Here is a 15,834-nt window from a genome sequence, read left to right as displayed (position 1 = left end):
CCGCAGGATCTGGACTGCAGCAGGAGAGGTAGAGGATGACACGCTGGCGGAACCGACCCGAAGGTTCGACCTGGGGGGACTTCGGCGCGGAGGATGTGCTGGGACGGCTCAACCTGCTCGGACCCGACCAGGTCCGCAAGGGTGTCGCCGAGGTCCGCGACGGCCTCGTGTTCAGCCTGTCCCTACCGCTCGACCTGCCCGGCGGCACGGCGCTCAACGCCAACCGCTACCCGCCCGTCGTGCGCCCCACACTGCGGGCGGGAGCGGTCAATTTCAACTGTGACATGGCTGTCGCCCATTCCGGCGCAACCGACGTGATGAGTGACGATCTCGTGGTCCTGCATACCCAGTACTCGACCCAGTGGGATGCCTTCGGTCACGCCGGTGCACTGTTCGACGCGGACGGCGACGGTGCACCCGAGCGGGTGTACTACAACGGCTGGCGTGCCGGTGTCGACGTCGTGGGACCGGACGAACCTCACCGGGCCGGGATCGGTAGCCTCGGCCGCCTCGATGGCGCCGATGACGGCCTCGCGTCGACGTCGCACGCCGGCCCGGTCGACATCAGTCACATGGCACGGCACGGCGTGCAGGGCCGCGCCGTCCTCGTCGACCTCGAGGCCCACTTCGGCGCCGAACGGACCGTCGTCGGGTACGCGGACCTCGCTCGGGTGCTCACCGCCGACGACGTCGTCGTCGAACCCGGTGACCTGCTGGTGCTGCACACCGGCTTCGCCCGGCACGTGCTCGCCCAGCAGGGCAACCCCACCCCGGAATCGCTACGGGTGTGCGCGGTCCTCGACGGCGCCGACCGCGACCTGCAGGACTGGATCCGCGACAGCGGAGTCGCCGCGATCGCCGCCGACAACTACGCGGTCGAGGCGTTTCCCCCGACCACCGAACTCTGCGATTCCCCCGCTCTCCCACTGCACGAGCTGTGCCTGTTCCGGCTCGGCGTGCATCTCGGTGAGCTGTGGTGGCTCTCCGAACTCGCGAAACATATGCGGGCGCAACGGCGCTCGCGTTTTCTGCTCACCGCTCCCCCACTTCGGCTACCCGGCGCAACCGGGTCGCCTCTGACTCCGATTGCGACGGTATGAACGTGTCTACTTCTCCCGAACGTCTTCTCGTGACCGGCGGCGCCTCCGGCATCGGCCGCGCCATCGCCGAGGAAGGCGTGGCCCGCGGCTGGGACGTCGTCGTCATCGACCGCGTCCCTTCGACGGTCGGCAAGAGTGTGCTCGCCGACCTCGCCGACACCGCATCCACCGCCACAGCACTCGAAGGGGTTCTCGCCGACGGTCCCGTCACGCGGCTGGTTAACAACGTCGGTGCCGTGTTCCCCGGCCCGCTCCGCGAGCAGACCCTCGCGGAAATGGACGCGGCCTTCGCTCTCAACCTGCGCTGCGCGGTCCAGTGCGCCCAGGCCCTGCTGCCGGGGATGACCGACGCCGGCTTCGGGCGAATCGTGAACATGACGTCCCGGGCAGCACTCGGCAAGGAACTGCGCACCGCCTACGCCGCGTCGAAGGCCGGACTCATCGGCCTGACCCGGGTGTGGGCGCTCGAGCTCGGCCCGCTGGGTATCACCGCGAATGCGATCGGGCCCGGGCCGATCGCGACCGAACTGTTCACCCAGGCCAACGACCCCGAACGCACCAAACAGATCGTCGACTCCGTTCCGGTTCGGCGCATCGGACAGCCGGACGACATCGCCCACTCCGCGGGGTTCTTCCTCGACGCCCGGGCCGGATTCGTCAACGGACAGATCCTCTACGTCTGCGGTGGACTGACGGCCGGAATTGCCGCTGCCTGAGCACCTTCTCACCGTCGAGGAACGGAAAGGGCACCATGACAGTCATCGTCAAGACGCGGCCCGAAGATGATTCGAGACGGCGAACGTCCCTGCCCCTGGGTACCTCGCGAGCGTGGACGTTCTGGGCGTGCCGAATCGCGATGTCCTCGCGCTCGGGAAAGACAGGTAGCGGTCGGGCACTCGGCCGGCAAGCGTAGGTGTACGCCACCAGCGTGGCGGAACCAGCGGAACCCGACCGGACCCGACACGCGCGCCTTAACTTAATTACGGGGCGGCGTGGTCGTCCGTTCGCCGATGCCCGTCGATCGTCGAGGGCAAGGCGCCGGCAACAGTTCCGCGATCACTTCCCATTGCGCATCCGACAACACCTGAAACCGAGTCACCCGAACATCCTCGTGCATAACGCTTTACGCGTTTGCACTCTAGGTCACGTCGGGCGTCGACCGTCGGTAACAGGTGAGGACTTTTCGCCCCGGTCGGCCGAGCCGGGGACGATCACACTCGTGCGAGAGGTTCAGTGGACTCGGCGCAGCAGTGCGGCGAGGGCTTGGCCGCCGCCGATGCACATGGTGACGATGCCGAGTTCGAGGTCGCGGCGGATGAGGTCTTTTGCGACCCGGAGGGTGAGGATGGCTCCGGTGGCGCCGACGGGGTGACCGAGTGCGATGGCGCCGCCGTAGGGGTTGGTCTTGTCCGGGTCGAGTTTGGCGTCCCGGATGACGGCGACGGCCTGTGCGGCGAAGGCTTCGTTGAGTTCGATGGTGTCGATGTCGCTGGGGGTGGTTCCGGTCTGTTCGAACAGCTTCTTCAGGGCGAGGACCGGGGCGTAGCCCATGACGTCGGGTTCGAGAGCGGAGGTGGTGACGGCCTCGAGGGTGACCAGGCCGGTCAGACCGCGGTCGTGTGCGGTCGATTCGCGGGCCAGGACGAGGGCGGCGCCGCCATCGTTGATGCCGGAGGAATTTCCGGCGGTGACGGTGCCACCCTTTTCGAAGGCGGCGCGGAGCGTTCGGAGTGTCTCGAGGGTGGTCTCGGGTTTGGGGTGCTCGTCGGTGGTGATGGTGGCCGGTCGGCGGCCGCCGAGATCGACGGGGGTGATCTCCTCGGCGAAGGCGGCTTTCGCGGCGTCGGTGGCGGCGCGTCGTTGCGATTGCAGGGCGAACTCGTCCTGCTCTTGACGGCTGACGTGGTATTTGCGGGCGACGTTCTCAGCGGTGACGCCCATGTGGATGCCGTGGAAGGGGTCGGTGAGCATGCCGACGGTACCGTCGACGAGTTGGCGGTCACCGAGTTTGTAGCCGGCTCGGGCATTGAAGTCGTAGAACGGCATCCGGGACATGCTGTCGTTGCCGCCCGCCAGCGCGATGTCGAGCCCGCCCCACTGGAGTTGCATGGCTGCGGACCATACTGCTTGCAGGCCGGAGCCGCAGAGTCGGTTGACGGTGTACGCGGGGGTGGATTTGGGTAGGCCCGCGGCGAGTGCGATCCGCCGGGCGTTGTAGGCGTCGGGGCCGACCTGACCGATGCAGCCCATCACGACCTCACCGATGGCGTCGGGGGACACACCGGCCCGGTCGAGGGCCGCCTTCGCGGCGGTGGCGCCGAGTTCGTGGGCAGGTACGTCTTTGAGGACGCCGCCGAAGCTGCCGACGGGGGTGCGGGCGCCGTCGACGATCAGGATGCGGTCAGGGGAGGGCATGAAGATCCGATCTGTAGACGACGGTGCGGCAAAGTAGTTGAGCTTGTGCGAACGCGGTGTGGTCGATCGTGCCGGAGGCGGGACTGGCCGGACGACCGGCCGTCAGGTGCGGTTGCTCGCTGGTTGCACAATCCGCAGACGTTCGGCTGGGTACGAAGTCCCAGGACCTACCGCGGGCGGACAGGATGATTCGAGGCCGGTCATCGAGACCCGAATCGATTCGGGCAGGCAGCATCGGAGCGTGACCGCCGCGACGGCGATCAGAGCGTCGAGCATCAGTGTGCGCATCTTCAATCCTGTTCAGCGTCTAACCGGCAACACGGCGCCGCTCTGCTGGACCGTCGATGACCGCGCTGCGCTGCGAATCTCCCTGGTGGGGAATCGATTGGTCCTCGAGGTTCTCCCGATCATGCGCAGCGATGGATCTCGCCGTTACGGAGGCCAAGATCTGGTGGATGCGCATCGTGAAGAACTGCGCTGGGGCCATACCGAAGTTCACGAGAATGTCCTCGCGCCGGGCACCTCCGTAGGGCAATCATTGGGTGCTGGCTCTCATCAGGGGGTCCGCCCGAGCGAAAGCCGAGGTGGGCATCAGAAAGTCAGGACGGAGTTTTCTTCGATTCGTAGATGACTACGACGTTCCCCCAGGGGTCCTGAACCACGGCGCGGGTCTCGTGTGGCCCGTCGTGCGCAGGGCTCAGGATCACGCCTCCGTGTTGTCGGATCTTGTCGAGGGTTTCGGTGAGAGAGGAAACCTTCAGAGAGGCCGCTGCTACTCCGCCGGTGACGTCCTCGTCCGGGCCTACCAGGGCCAAGGTGACCCCACCCGCGTCGAGGGCCGCGTAGCGGTCGCCATCGATGAATTTGCTGTTCAGTTCGAGGGCGTCGGAGTAGTAGGCGATGGCCGCGGAGACATCGGTGACGGGATGGAGAACATTGCGTAGTCTGGGCGGTTCGCTCATGGTGACTCCGTAGTGGTCGGGGTGGGCCCTGCATGCGGGCGTCTTGCCGGGGCCAGCGCTGTTGGTGGGCCCGGCAAGACGGCCGCTGACTGGTTTTGGCCGCTGTTGGCGATGGTTCGTGGCGGCAGGGCGTTGATGAATCGGACCAGTTTGCCGGGTTCTGGGTTTCGGTGCGGGTTCGCCCGTGGCAACCCGTGTCTGACAGGGGCGGCGCTCAGGTATCGACGTCTGTTGTTGTGCCGGAAGCAATTCGGTGCAGCTCGCTGGGGTTGACGATCCTGAGGCCACGCGAATGACGTTCCACCAAGCCCGCCTCGCGTAGCTTGCGGATCGCGCGGGCGACGACTTCGCGTACTGACCCGATCGCGTCCGCAAGCTCTTGTTGTTCGACTTTGACGATGAGGCCGGCATCCGAGTTGTCCGCGAGGTCGAGCAGGTGACGACAGAGGCGTTGTTCGACCGTTCCGAAGATGTTGTCGCCAAGAATCTCGACGACCTCGTAGACGATCGCACATGTCTGCTGCAGCAGCAGCCACGCGACCGTGGGATCGGTCGAAGCCAATCGTCGAAGGGTGTCCACATTGAGCATCGACATCTCGCAATCTGTGATTGCGTGTGCCGGGATAGGCGAAGTGCCGGCGATCGCCGCGGGCAGGCCTAGGACCTGCCCGGGGCCGGCGTAGCGGACGGTTGCAGCGCGTCCTTCTCGCGAGACAACGGTGACCCGCGCCTGTCCGCTGTGAATCAGGAACATTCTCGGCGGACCGGAAGCTCCGTTGATCGCACCGCCGGCCTTCACGTTGACCACGAAGGCGTCACGCAACATGGCGTTGCGCACATCGGTGGACAGCGCGGCGAAGTAGCTGCTCTCCCACGCCTCGTAAGAGGCCGCGTGTAGCCCGCCGCGCACTGTCACCTCCAACGATTTCATCCCTAGGCTATCCCGGTGTGGGAGTCGGGGAAAGGTTTTCCACGGTGCTGACGGTTCTACCTCGGTAGAAGAGCAGAGGTGTTGCCTCCTCGACCTGCTCCGCCTGCAACACCCGCCCAACCACGATGTCGTGGTCCCCACCGGCGTAAACCATCTCCACGTCGCACACCAGCCGAGCCATGGCCCCCGCCAGGTGGGGCATGCCGTCGTCAGAATCCAGAAGGGAGACGTTGGAGAACTTGTCACCGCCTGAACGAGCGAACGATTGGGCCAGCGCGGCCTGCTCGGCGGAGAGGATGTTCACGGCGAAGCGGCCCGTGGCTTTGATGTCTGGCCACGTAGTGGAACTTGCGGCGGGGGCGAACAGGATGAGGGGCGGATCCAGCGAAAGGGAGGTGAATGAGTTGACGGCAAGGCCCCTGGGCGAACCGTCGGACGCGTTCCCGGTGATCACAGCGATGCCCGTGGTCCAGTAACTGCACACACGACGGAGGGCGTCAGGAGCTATTGCGGTGGTGGGCGGCGCGTTCATTCCAGCCCCTTTCGAAACTTCCGATCCAGGAACGACACGAGGTCTTCGCGGAATCGGGCCGGGTACTCGAGCTGTGGCAGGTGCCCACATTCGGGATACACGAGCAGCTCGTTGTCCGGGATCCGCTCGGCAAGCTCGTCGTAGTAGTGCTCCTCCCGAAGAGGGTCGTTGGCTCCCGCGATGATGAGAGTGGGTGCTGCGATCTGCTCGTAGTTCGTGTCGTCCTTCTTCCCGATATCCACCGTTCCTGTGACTCCAGGCGGGCGCAGCCGAGCCGATGCGGCACACTGCCATGCTCCAGGGGTCAGGCTGAGCTCGTGACGCCACCGAATGTATTCCGTGTCGTCAGCGAGAGTGGAGTGATAGGTGACGGCCCGGAGGATGCGGGCCATACCTTCTTCGGTGAGGTCGTATTCTTGAATCTGGTCGCGTGCATCGTTTGCGGGTACGAAGCCACCTCCGCTGACGAGGACCGCGGCGGCAGCGTCGAAGAGTGGCGTGGGCGAGGCGATGGCTTTCGCGAGGTAGGTGCCGCCCATCGAGTTGCCGACGAACGCAGCCGGTCCCAGGTCGAGGGCCTTGATGGTGGCGGCCATGTGACGCATGCGGCGCCCGGTGGGATCAGCGAAGTCGATAACCTTGTCCGTCTGACCGAAACCGAGCCAGTCGGGGGCGACCACGTGGTAGCCGGCCTCCGCGAGCTCAGGGATGATGCCCGCCCACGAGCCTTCGGCGCAGGCACCGTATTCGCCGGAATGGAGCAGGACGACGCTGGGTCCGGAACCCTGCTCGATGATGTTGGTTTTCATGCCGTCGACGATCAGTGTGCGGCTGGTGTAGGTGCTCACAGGGATGTCATCTCCTTCTTACTGGTGTCCGGCGCACTCAGGCGTGCGACAGGTTGGGCGCGAACATGTCGTTGAGAGCTGGCTTGACCTCTTCCGCGAAGTTACGGATGCCGCGGACGGTCTCGTCGTGTTCGAGGAAGCCGGCCTGCCCCATCAGGAGAAGATGGCCGAAGCCACCAACCCGCTCATAGAACTTCTCGACCTGACCACGAACCGTTGCCGGTGAACCGGCGAAGACGATGCCTTCGTCAATGAGATCTTCGAGGGTGAGCGACTTGAAGTCGTAGGCCGCCCTCTCGCCTGCGAGAGCCGCGGCCCGCGCGAAGTAGGGCGAGTAGCCGGGCGGCATCACGAACTCGAGCGGCACCTTGTTGGCCTTGACGTACCACAGGAGCTTGCGTGCGCCCTCGAGACCTTCCTCATCGGTCTTGCCGGTGTAGACAAGTGCGGCGTACGCGAGACGATCGTCGGCAGGTGCCGGATTGCCCGTCTCGATTTTCCTGTCTCGGTAGGCCTGGAAGACTTTCCGGGTTCCCTCGTAGCCAGTAAGGAAGGACGCGAGGACGAAGTCGTTGTCAGCGATGCGGGCGGCGCTTCCGGGGCTCATGGCGGTGACCCACACCGGAGGGGCGGGCTGCTGGTAGGGACGCGGCCAGATGTTGACGTGCCGCTGGTGGAAGTAGCGGCCTTCCCAGTTGAACGGCCCATCGTGGGTCGTCCAGGCCTTCTGGATGAGCTCGATCGCTTCCCACATGCGCTCGTTCATCCTGACCGGCTGGCTGTTGACGGCAGAGATTTCGTAGGGGACGCCACGGACGAACCCGACCTCGAGTCGGCCGTGGCTCAGAAGATCCACCATTGCCATCTCTTCGGCCACGCGAACCGGATCTTTTCGGTTGGCGACGGGGTTACCGAGAATGAGAATTCGAGCATCGTTGGTGATGCGGCCGAGGATGCCGGCCACCACAGGAGCTGCCGGGTCCATGCACGTGGCGGTGGCGTGGTGCTCGTTGATCATGATGTTGATGCCGCACTCGTCTGCGACCTGCCACTCTTTCAGGTAGCGGTCCCACAGAGCGGCGGCCCGCTCGGGGTCGATGATGCTGTTCGGGAGTGTGACCCGGACGGAGTCGAAACTGTCGTCTTCGGGCAGGTACGGGTACGCGGTTTCACTAAAGTGCCAGAACTGCATTTGTCATGCTCCTTCGAACTCGGCGGGCCGTTAGACGGCGTGCTCGGCGATGAGCTTCGCCAGGATGGTGGGCTGCTCGACCTGCGGTCGGTGGCCTGCGTGGTCGATGACCTCGAAACGGGCACCTGGAATCGATTCGGCGTAGGCGCGGCCGTAATCGACGCTGGCGATACCGTCTTGGTCTCCCCAGGTGACGAGCGTCGGGACGTCAATGCGCGTGAGCCAACGGCGGAGCCGGGGGTTGTGAAGGTACGGCTCCCACGCGTACAGAGCGAGGGCTTCCTCGTTCCTGGCGATGTGCAACACGTCCTCGCGCGGGGCTTGGGTGAGGTCCCCGGGACCGCACTCGGGATCAGCGAAGAGCCGGTCGTTGAGCTCGGTGCGAGACATCGCGAACACGTCTGCGATGTCTCGATCCTCCCTGCCACCCACCTTGATCCCGAGCGGGTCGACGAGGGCCAGCCGCAGCAGGCGAGACGAATCCCGCACTGCCATCTCGGCGGCCACCCAGCCCCCGAATTGCAGCCCGACCACGATCACATCACGTAGATCGAGCTTCTTGAGCCATTCGAGGTACAGGTAGGCCAGGTCCTCGACGGAGTCGCACCAGTCGGGGCGGGGTGAGAGCCCGAACCCGGGGTGGCTCGGAGCGAGAACGTGGAAGCGCTCGGACAGGGCGGAGATGAAGGACGCGTTCGCCTCCCGTCCTTCCACGCCGTGCAGTAGTAGGAGGGTGGGGCCGGTGCCGGAGCTGTGTACGTCGAGGGTGACGTCCTCTCCTGAGACTCGTGCGACGACAGTTCCGTTGTCCTGGTCGACCAGCGTCAACATGCTCGCGTTCCTTTCGTTTGAGATTGTGGCTTGCGCGTAAGTAGGTGCACCTCGTCGGTCAGCATTGGCAGCTTGTGGCCGAGTCGTGTGCGTTTGGTTTCCAGATATCGACGGTTTGCATCTCGCGGCTGCGCCTGCAACGGCGTCACTCGTTCGACGGTGATGCCGGCTTCGGCCAACGCTCGCGCCTTCGCGGGATTGTTGGTGAGGAGGTTGATCGTCGTAAAGTTCAGTTGCCGTAAGAGAGTGGCGGCAGGTTGGTAGTCCCGCGCGTCAACGGGGAGTCCCAATTCGAGATTCGCGTCGACGGTGTCGAGCCCGGCGTCTTGGAGTGAATAGGCGCGGATCTTATTCAGTAGCCCGATGCCTCGACCTTCCTGGTTTCGCAGGTAGATGACGGCGCCCGCTCCGGCGGCAGCGATAGCCGCCATTGCTTGGTCGAGCTGTTCACCACAGTCGCATCGCCAGGACCCGAAGACATCTCCGGTCAGGCATTCGGAATGGATTCGCACCTTCGGCGTTTCTGCCGAGGTGGGATCGCCGAGGGTCAGCGCGAGGTGCTCGGTCCCGTCAGGGGTGCGGTGGGCGACCGCAGTCCACGTGCCGTGACGGGTGGGGATAGCGGTCTCCGCTGTCGCGGATTGGTGCCGCTGATCCTTCTGCGTGACTGCGCGCACGATGTCCCTCACGTGCAGAACCGGCAGCGACAGGCGATCAGCCATCGCGTAGAGGAAGGCACGATCTGCCGGCTCTCCGTCCAGGTCCAAGATTTCGCAGATCGCGGCGGCTGGTGTCAGACCAGCCATGGTGGCTAGCTCGACGGCCGATTCGGTGTGTCCGCGTCGCTCGAGGACACCATTCGCGGCAGCGCGCAGGGGGAAAACATGGCCGGGCCGCTGCAGGTGCTCAGGCTTCGTGGCTGGGTCCGCTATCGCCCGGATGGTTCGTGCCCGGTCTGCGGCCGAGATGCCGGTGCCTGTACCGATCGCGTCGACCGAGACGGTGAAGGCAGTGCCATGGGAGTCGGAGTTCGTCTCGACCATGGGGGCGAGATCGAGCCGGTCGATGATGTGCGGCGCGGCGGCCACACATACCAAGCCCCGCCCTTCGGTGATCATCAAGTTGAGCAGGGTTGCGTCGATGAATTCGGCGGCAACGACGAGATCGCCTTCATTCTCGCGGTCTTCGTCATCGATCACGATTATCGGACGGCCGTGGCGCAAGGCTCCAAGCGCATTGTCTAACACACCCGATGTGGCGTGGATGGTCATCGCGCCTCCTTTCCTTTCGCCCAATACTGTCGGTCAGGTCACGTTGTGTCGGTGACCTGAATGCACGCTCCGAGTGACCTAGGACACTCGCGTGGGCGGGTCCTGCGACCGTCTCGCGTGGTGCTTGCTGTTCGCCGGCGACGACGCCAGTCAGAAGTGCTGTGAATCACCCCCGGTAAAGGCAGTGGCGGAGCTCGACCGGTGCGCGCACGAAAGACCGCACACCCGAAAAGATCTGGCCTCAGTTACCTCGCCACACCGGATCAGAGTCGGGTGTCCGACGTCGACCCGGGGCCGGTCAGCGCCCTTCCACGCGGTGGCGTCTTCGCATCGAAGTGGCAATGGGCGGTGGGGGCGATACGAGACGCATGCACCTCTCCCCGTCCGATGTCCGGAGTGGACGCGTACTTCTCTTCCGACACAGTGTCGGAAAGTGCGGGTGATAGTTGCCGCAACGCACCGGTGCGGAAGGCGGCTCGTGTCACATAGCGTCGTCGTTCAATCGAGAGAGGAGTCAACGATGACTGGAACGGTCAACCGATCAGGACCGCAGAGGATCGCCATTGTGGGGGCAGGTATCGGAGGTCTCACCCTTGCCATCGAGCTGCGCCGACAAGGGTTGGACCCGCAGGTCTACGAGCAAACCGCGGAACTGCGCGAAGCCGGCGCTGCTGTGGCATTGTCGGCCAACGCCACCCGGTTCCTGCGTGATCGCATCGGCATCGGCACCGGCCTGGCAGATCAGGCCGCCCACGTCGACGGCCTGATCTTCCGGGACGGCCGTGACGGACGAGAAGTTGGGCGGGTCCTTTCGCGTCAGGCCTACCACGATCGATGCGGCGCGCCCTACTACGGCGTGCACCGCGCCGTTCTCCAGCAGTTGCTTTCCGGGGCATTGGGTGGGGAAGGCTTGCATCTGGGCAAGCGGCTTGTGGACATCGACGACTCCGGGTCCGCGGCGGTCTTGCACTTCGCCGATGGGGACCGTGCCGAGGCCGACCTGGTGATCGGCGCCGACGGAGCTAAGTCATTCCTGCGACGCCATGTCGTCGGGTACGACGACGCCCGTTTCTCCGGCTGTTACGGCTGGCGCGGCATCGTAGGCCCCGAGCAACTCGGTCTGCTGCCAGATCCTGAGGCCCTCCAGTTCTGGATGGGTCCGGGCGGGCACCTGCTGCATTACCCGATTGGCAACGGTGACCAGAACTTCCTGCTGGTGAAGCGGCATTACGGGCCTTGGACGGAGGCGGCCTGGGTCGGTGCCAGCGAGGCCGGTGAACACGTCGCCGCCTTCGACGGCTGGCACCCGGCCGTCGTAGAGATGATCAGCGCGGCACCGGCCAGCGAACGATGGGGTCTGTTTCACCGGCCGCCGCTGCACAAATGGAGCAAGGGACGGGTCACGCTCCTCGGTGATGCGGCCCATGCTCTCGTGCCGCATCATGGCCAGGGCGCGAACCAGTCGATCGAGGACGCAATGGTGCTGGCCGACTGCCTGGTCAATGCCCCTGCGGACGATCGCAATTGGGAGATCGCCCGGCGCCGGTACCAAGATCTGCGGATCGACAGGACCCGTCGTGTCCAGGTCGCTTCCATCACGACCGCGGACGTCTTGCACCTCCCCGATGGGCCGCTGGCCGAGGCGCGGAACGCCCGACTCGGCGCGCCCGATTTCTGGGAGCGCCATCTGGCGTGGATCCACGAGTTCGTGGCCGATCGCGACTCTGCGACGTCAACGCGGTTTGCTCGTGCCGGCCGGGCCTGATCGCGTCACCGGCGTGTCGGCGCTCGAACTCGGACAGGGTGATGGGATCACCGTGAACGCGATAGGCCCGGCCGTGTGAACGCGATAGGTCCGGCCGATCGCGACCGACCACTTCCTATAAACCAATCCCCAAGGCCTCACCTCCGGACCGAGGCGTCCAGGAATCGCCCGGTGGGGCGGCTCGGTCAGCCCATGGAGCCCATGCCGCGACGTCCTTCCTCGGAGAGGCCGCCTGGTTCGGCACCAAAGCAGACGCTCTACGTACGTGGGCTCACCGTGGGGCTGAGCACCGCCTGACAGCAAGCCCAGTAGTCCGAGTCGGTGGGCTCGTCGTAGTGTCCCGGGTGGGCGGGTGCCGATCGGCACCACCATCCTTGATGCGGTTCAAGAACCGGTGGGTGCGCAACCAGTGTGTGAGCGTGCGGACACCGAGCCGCCCGAGGTCACCGTCAATTGTCAGGTGTTCGTGGCCATGACAAAGTCCCCACACCTCCGACGACGAAGGGACATCAGATGGATCTGCAGCTCAGCGGGAAACGCGCGATCGTGACCGGCGGAAGTCGGGGGATCGGCCGGGCCATCGCCCGGACGCTCGCCGCCGAGGGCACGGCGGTGGTGATCGCGGCCCGCGACGAACAGGCGCTGGTCGCCGCCGCGGCCGAGTTGTCGCGGGAGACCGGTGGACAGGTCGTCGCCGTGCCCGCCGACACCGGCGATCAGGGCTCGGTCGACCATCTCGTCGAGCGAGCGGTCGCCGCGATCGGTGGGGTGGACATCCTGGTCAACGCGGCCGCGACACCGTGGGACGCGGGTCAACCCAGCGGCTTCGAAGCGATCTCCGACGACGTGGTGCGCGCGGAGGTCGAGATCAAAGTGCTGGGCTACCTCCGGACCGCGCGGGCCGTGTCGCCGCACCTGATTGCGCAAGGCTGGGGCCGGATCATCAACATCAGCGGTCTCGGCGCCCGACAAGCCACTTCGATCGCCCATACCATCCGCAACGTCAGCGTCTCCGCGCTGACCAAAAACCTCGCCGATGAGCTCGGACCCCGGGGCATCAATGTCACCGTGGTTCATCCCGGTCTCACCCGCACCGAGCAGCTCGACACCCGGCTGGCCGCACAATCCGCCGAGCAGGGCACCCCGGTCGCCGATCTCGAGCGGGATCTGGCCACCAACTCGATCCGCCGCATCGTCGATGCCGCGGAGGTGGCCGACGTCGTCGCCTTCCTCGCCTCGCCTCGCAGCATCGCGATCACCGGGGACGCGATAGCCGCGGGCGGCGGTGTGCCTGGCCCGGTCTACTACTGATCACCCCCCGACGAGGTTCCCCACGCCGGTCACAGGGCGTTCGAGTGCCCGGTCGCCACGACCGCCCCTCGGCCAGGACGATCACCCGATCGCTTGAGGAAGGTCGCGGACTTCGACGTCGACCCGAGCCCGTTGTATCCCCGAGCTCGCAATCCTGCCCAGAGCTCCACCTCGTTTGTGCGTCGAGCGCACTCGACGAGACAGCATCAGCGAGACGCGGTTCAGGCTCGACGGCGGCGAGCGCACGGGCCCCGGCGAGCCGCTGCACCTCTACTCCTCCAGCACTACCACCCGGACCGGGAAGTGGGCGAGATCCACCCTCACCATCGAGCAGTTCAGCGGACTGGGGCGACTACGCCGGCGGGCCCGCACCGGGGCTGTCCTTCACCACCGCAGACGCGCTGCACGGTACCGAGATCTCCGGCGACGCTACCGATACCTGGGGTTTTCGGCGAGCCAACCTGAACCTACTCCTCAACGCATTCTCCACGCCCGATAGCGTAGTGCCACAACATAATCACACCTGGCCACGGACTTCGCTGCGCCCGACGCCACGGCTATCCTCCGGCCAGACTGGCGGCTCAACCAGGTAACTCGATCTTCGACCTGTTGGGTTCCGCGCGGCCGAATTTGGGTGCCCGCTCTGGTCGAGAAGGCAGCGGTTTTCTCGCCACTCCGGGGACTGCTGCCCAGGCGTTGGGTTTCCCATTGCTGTTGATGTGGTGGGCGCAGCGGACACTGGCAGGTTCACCGGTGGCTTACACCCGCGCCGGGTTGTCACCGGACGGCCGAAGCGCTTCTTGTTCCGTAATTTCCTGGGAATCTGGCGGGCCACCGGCCGTCCGCTCCATCGACGTGACCCCCCGAGCCGGAACGGGATGGGGGTCGTCCGTTCGCCGGGAGCGCGGGGTATGCGCTCACTAAGCTGAGTATTTCCTCTCGAGTGCAATTGGATTCAGGTATGACCTGCCACAAACGCTCGATGAACCGGCGCCGTGACATTCCGAAGTGAACGAGGATCTCTTCCTCGCTCGGACCGCCATATGGTGCCCACGTACTGGCGAACTCGATGAGGCACTCCGCTTCAGTGTCGCGATGCTTGCGCGTGCGGTTGACCTCGGCCCATGCGTCGTGTCGCCGCTGGCACCACCTGGGATTCTCGCGAGAATTCATCAGATTGAACTATCTGCTCGGGGCCCTTGGTGGCCTTCGGAATGTGGTCGTCCTTGCTGGGACAAGGAAGGGAGTGCCATCCGTTCCGGGGGTGAGTGTCAAGCAAATTCCTGTACGGCGCACAAGGTCGCTCGCAACCGCGATTCTCCAGGTCTGCGATGGAGAAGAATTTTCTGCGGCCGCCAGCAGACGCACCCTCGCCGCGTCGCCGCGAGTTCGCAACATGTGAAGCGTCCCGGAAACGCCTTACTACCTGCGGTGCCGCCCGAGGGACCGTGCCAGAGCCGATGCCGGGCCGCTCGTTCGCTGTGCTCGTGCGCGCCAATGCTGTTCAACGGACGCCCAAATGAGCGCCGCACACCACCCTTCCGTGTGAGTTACGCAGGGTCAAGGATGCGCCCGCCTCTGGATGACTCGGGTCACGGCACGGGACTACCCAGGTCACGCAGGGTGGGGCCTCATCCCGAGACAGTGCGAGAGGCAGCAGCGAGTGGCGTGTGACCTAAGTCGTCGGACTGTTGACTCTCCACTCACTGAGCGGTGTGATACCGGACACGTCATGCATCGTCAGCCAAGGAGCAATGAAGTCATGGAGCAATGGAAAATCGGAGACATTGTCGTCACGAAGATCCCGGAAATCGCGGGGTGGTTCCCGATCGATTTGTGGTTCTCGATAATGCCGGAATGCACCCGCGAGGCAGTCGAGCAGTTGCAGTGGCTCACGCCGAGCTACCGGCGTGGAGACGAGATCAATCTGTCGATTCACGCACTTCTGGTTGAGACACCCACCCATAAGATCGTCATCGACACCGGCGTCGGAAACGCCAAGCGGCGCAATTGGGAACTGTTCAACGAGTTGGACACCGACTTCCTGGCAAGACTCGACGAGGTCTGTCCTCGCAGCGAAGTCGACATGGTGATCTGTACGCACCTGCATAACGACCACGTGGGGTGGAACACCCAGTTCGTCGACGGCCGATGGGTTCCGACCTATCCCGATGCTCGATACTGCTTCGTCCGCAGCGAATACGACTACTGGACGAAGTACGTCAACGATCCGGCGACGGTGGATTCGTACACCGAGTTTGCACAGGTGGCCATCGACGGTCAGGAGGTCTACCGAGATTCCATCGCGCCCATCGTCGAGGCGGGACTGGTGGACTGGGTCGAGCCCGACCGCGAGGTGGTACCTGGTGTGACCCTGCTCAGCACACCCGGGCACACGCCCGGCCACGTGTCCGTTCTGTTGCAGTCCGGTGACCAGAGCGCGGTCATCTCAGGCGATGTGTTTCACACACAGGCGCAGGTAGGACGATTGGACTGGTCTGTTCAGATGGACAGCGCCCCCGATGAAGCCGCTGAGACCCGGCGCACCTTCCTCGACCGGTTCGCCGACACCTCCACACTGGTGCTGGGTACCCATTTCGGTACGCCGACGGGAAACTACATTCGCCGTGACGGTGACTCCTTCAAACTGGTTCCCGTCGAGAGCTGACCGACAAT

Annotated in this window: 14 protein-coding genes and 1 pseudogene; 7 read left to right on the top strand and 8 right to left on the bottom strand. The window is 65.0% G+C overall.

The window, feature by feature from the left end; translation table 11 throughout:
* Positions 1 to 35 precede the first annotated feature (35 nt).
* Both ACFVJ3_RS15770 and ACFVJ3_RS15765 read left to right on the top strand, forming a co-directional pair.
* A complete protein-coding gene (locus tag ACFVJ3_RS15770) occupies positions 36 to 1,100 on the top strand; it encodes a cyclase family protein (protein WP_378452900.1) in 1,065 nt (354 codons plus the stop codon).
* Complete coding sequence (locus tag ACFVJ3_RS15765) at positions 1,097 to 1,816, top strand: SDR family oxidoreductase (protein WP_378452899.1); 720 nt, start codon at positions 1,097 to 1,099, stop codon at positions 1,814 to 1,816. Before ACFVJ3_RS15770 ends, ACFVJ3_RS15765 begins: the two co-directional genes overlap by 4 nt.
* Before the next feature lie 514 nt (positions 1,817 to 2,330).
* Here ACFVJ3_RS15765 and ACFVJ3_RS15760 read toward each other — a convergent pair.
* Entirely contained in the window at positions 2,331 to 3,515 is a 1,185-nt protein-coding gene (locus ACFVJ3_RS15760; protein ID WP_378452898.1) for a thiolase family protein, read from the bottom strand.
* A 241-nt stretch (positions 3,516 to 3,756) separates the two neighbouring features.
* Here ACFVJ3_RS15760 and ACFVJ3_RS15755 point away from each other — a divergent pair, with 241 nt between their 5' ends.
* Complete coding sequence (locus ACFVJ3_RS15755) at positions 3,757 to 4,146, top strand: hypothetical protein (protein WP_378452897.1); 390 nt, start codon at positions 3,757 to 3,759, stop codon at positions 4,144 to 4,146.
* Here the strand turns inward: ACFVJ3_RS15755 and ACFVJ3_RS15750 are convergent.
* The 7 genes from ACFVJ3_RS15750 to ribB form a co-directional block, all read right to left on the bottom strand.
* A complete protein-coding gene (locus ACFVJ3_RS15750; RefSeq protein WP_378452896.1) occupies positions 4,115 to 4,477 on the bottom strand; it encodes a VOC family protein in 363 nt (120 codons plus the stop codon). The genes ACFVJ3_RS15755 and ACFVJ3_RS15750 overlap by 32 nt on opposite strands.
* 214 nt (positions 4,478 to 4,691) lie before the next feature.
* The gene (locus ACFVJ3_RS15745; protein WP_378452895.1) at positions 4,692 to 5,408 is read right to left on the bottom strand and encodes a Crp/Fnr family transcriptional regulator; all 717 of its coding nucleotides are present in this window, start codon (positions 5,406 to 5,408) and stop codon (positions 4,692 to 4,694) included.
* A gap of 7 nt (positions 5,409 to 5,415) precedes the next feature.
* Positions 5,416 to 5,940, bottom strand: coding sequence for a flavin reductase family protein (locus tag ACFVJ3_RS15740; RefSeq protein ID WP_378452894.1), 525 nt, complete (start codon positions 5,938 to 5,940; stop codon positions 5,416 to 5,418).
* Positions 5,937 to 6,788, bottom strand: a complete 852-nt coding sequence (locus ACFVJ3_RS15735; protein WP_378452893.1) for an alpha/beta fold hydrolase — start codon at positions 6,786 to 6,788, stop codon at positions 5,937 to 5,939. The genes ACFVJ3_RS15740 and ACFVJ3_RS15735 overlap by 4 nt, the downstream gene beginning before the upstream one ends.
* Before the next feature lie 37 nt (positions 6,789 to 6,825).
* Positions 6,826 to 7,980: an LLM class flavin-dependent oxidoreductase gene (locus ACFVJ3_RS15730; RefSeq protein ID WP_378452892.1), complete on the bottom strand. Its 1,155-nt coding sequence runs from the start codon at positions 7,978 to 7,980 to the stop codon at positions 6,826 to 6,828.
* A 30-nt stretch (positions 7,981 to 8,010) separates the two neighbouring features.
* Positions 8,011 to 8,811 (bottom strand): alpha/beta fold hydrolase, encoded by an 801-nt coding sequence (locus tag ACFVJ3_RS15725; RefSeq protein ID WP_378452891.1) that lies wholly within the window; start codon positions 8,809 to 8,811, stop codon positions 8,011 to 8,013.
* Positions 8,805 to 10,082: a 3,4-dihydroxy-2-butanone-4-phosphate synthase gene (gene ribB / locus ACFVJ3_RS15720; protein ID WP_378452890.1), complete on the bottom strand. Its 1,278-nt coding sequence runs from the start codon at positions 10,080 to 10,082 to the stop codon at positions 8,805 to 8,807. The genes ACFVJ3_RS15725 and ribB overlap by 7 nt, the downstream gene beginning before the upstream one ends.
* Positions 10,083 to 10,602: 520 nt before the next feature.
* On the opposite strand from ribB, the gene ACFVJ3_RS15715 reads away from it, so the two are divergent.
* From ACFVJ3_RS15715 to ACFVJ3_RS15700, 4 genes and pseudogenes are all read left to right on the top strand, one after another.
* Positions 10,603 to 11,847, top strand: a complete 1,245-nt coding sequence (locus ACFVJ3_RS15715) for an FAD-dependent monooxygenase (RefSeq protein ID WP_378452889.1) — start codon at positions 10,603 to 10,605, stop codon at positions 11,845 to 11,847.
* 513 nt (positions 11,848 to 12,360) lie between these two features.
* Complete coding sequence (locus ACFVJ3_RS15710; RefSeq protein ID WP_378452888.1) at positions 12,361 to 13,158, top strand: SDR family NAD(P)-dependent oxidoreductase; 798 nt, start codon at positions 12,361 to 12,363, stop codon at positions 13,156 to 13,158.
* A gap of 341 nt (positions 13,159 to 13,499) precedes the next feature.
* A pseudogene (locus tag ACFVJ3_RS15705) lies at positions 13,500 to 13,604 on the top strand (cyclase family protein); the annotation flags it as partial.
* A 1,316-nt stretch (positions 13,605 to 14,920) separates the two neighbouring features.
* Positions 14,921 to 15,826 carry an MBL fold metallo-hydrolase gene (locus tag ACFVJ3_RS15700; RefSeq protein WP_378452887.1) on the top strand — a complete coding sequence of 302 codons (906 nt, stop codon included), beginning with the start codon at positions 14,921 to 14,923 and terminating at the stop codon, positions 15,824 to 15,826.
* Positions 15,827 to 15,834: the final 8 nt, after the last annotated feature.

This window comes from Rhodococcus sp. NPDC127593 (assembly GCF_042671975.1).
Taxonomy (GTDB): Bacteria; Actinomycetota; Actinomycetes; order Mycobacteriales; family Mycobacteriaceae; genus Rhodococcus_F.
Note: the sequence above shows the minus strand (reverse complement) of the source record. Positions and strands in the feature narration are given on the sequence as shown.

Bases quoted from the DNA above. Each gene is read 5' to 3' on its own strand.
- ACFVJ3_RS15740 (WP_378452894.1), bottom strand. From the start codon at position 5,940: ATGAACGCGCCGCCCACCACCGCAATAGCTCCTGACGCCCTCCGTCGT.
- ACFVJ3_RS15745 (WP_378452895.1), bottom strand. From the start codon at position 5,408: ATGAAATCGTTGGAGGTGACAGTGCGCGGCGGGCTACACGCGGCCTCT.
- ACFVJ3_RS15715 (WP_378452889.1), top strand. From the start codon at position 10,603: ATGACTGGAACGGTCAACCGATCAGGACCGCAGAGGATCGCCATTGTG.
- ACFVJ3_RS15765 (WP_378452899.1), top strand. From the start codon at position 1,097: ATGAACGTGTCTACTTCTCCCGAACGTCTTCTCGTGACCGGCGGCGCC.
- ACFVJ3_RS15700 (WP_378452887.1), top strand. From the start codon at position 14,921: ATGGAGCAATGGAAAATCGGAGACATTGTCGTCACGAAGATCCCGGAA.
- ACFVJ3_RS15725 (WP_378452891.1), bottom strand. From the start codon at position 8,811: ATGTTGACGCTGGTCGACCAGGACAACGGAACTGTCGTCGCACGAGTC.
- ACFVJ3_RS15760 (WP_378452898.1), bottom strand. From the start codon at position 3,515: ATGCCCTCCCCTGACCGCATCCTGATCGTCGACGGCGCCCGCACCCCC.
- ACFVJ3_RS15710 (WP_378452888.1), top strand. From the start codon at position 12,361: ATGGATCTGCAGCTCAGCGGGAAACGCGCGATCGTGACCGGCGGAAGT.
- ribB (WP_378452890.1), bottom strand. From the start codon at position 10,082: ATGACCATCCACGCCACATCGGGTGTGTTAGACAATGCGCTTGGAGCC.
- ACFVJ3_RS15750 (WP_378452896.1), bottom strand. From the start codon at position 4,477: ATGAGCGAACCGCCCAGACTACGCAATGTTCTCCATCCCGTCACCGAT.
- ACFVJ3_RS15770 (WP_378452900.1), top strand. From the start codon at position 36: ATGACACGCTGGCGGAACCGACCCGAAGGTTCGACCTGGGGGGACTTC.
- ACFVJ3_RS15730 (WP_378452892.1), bottom strand. From the start codon at position 7,980: ATGCAGTTCTGGCACTTTAGTGAAACCGCGTACCCGTACCTGCCCGAA.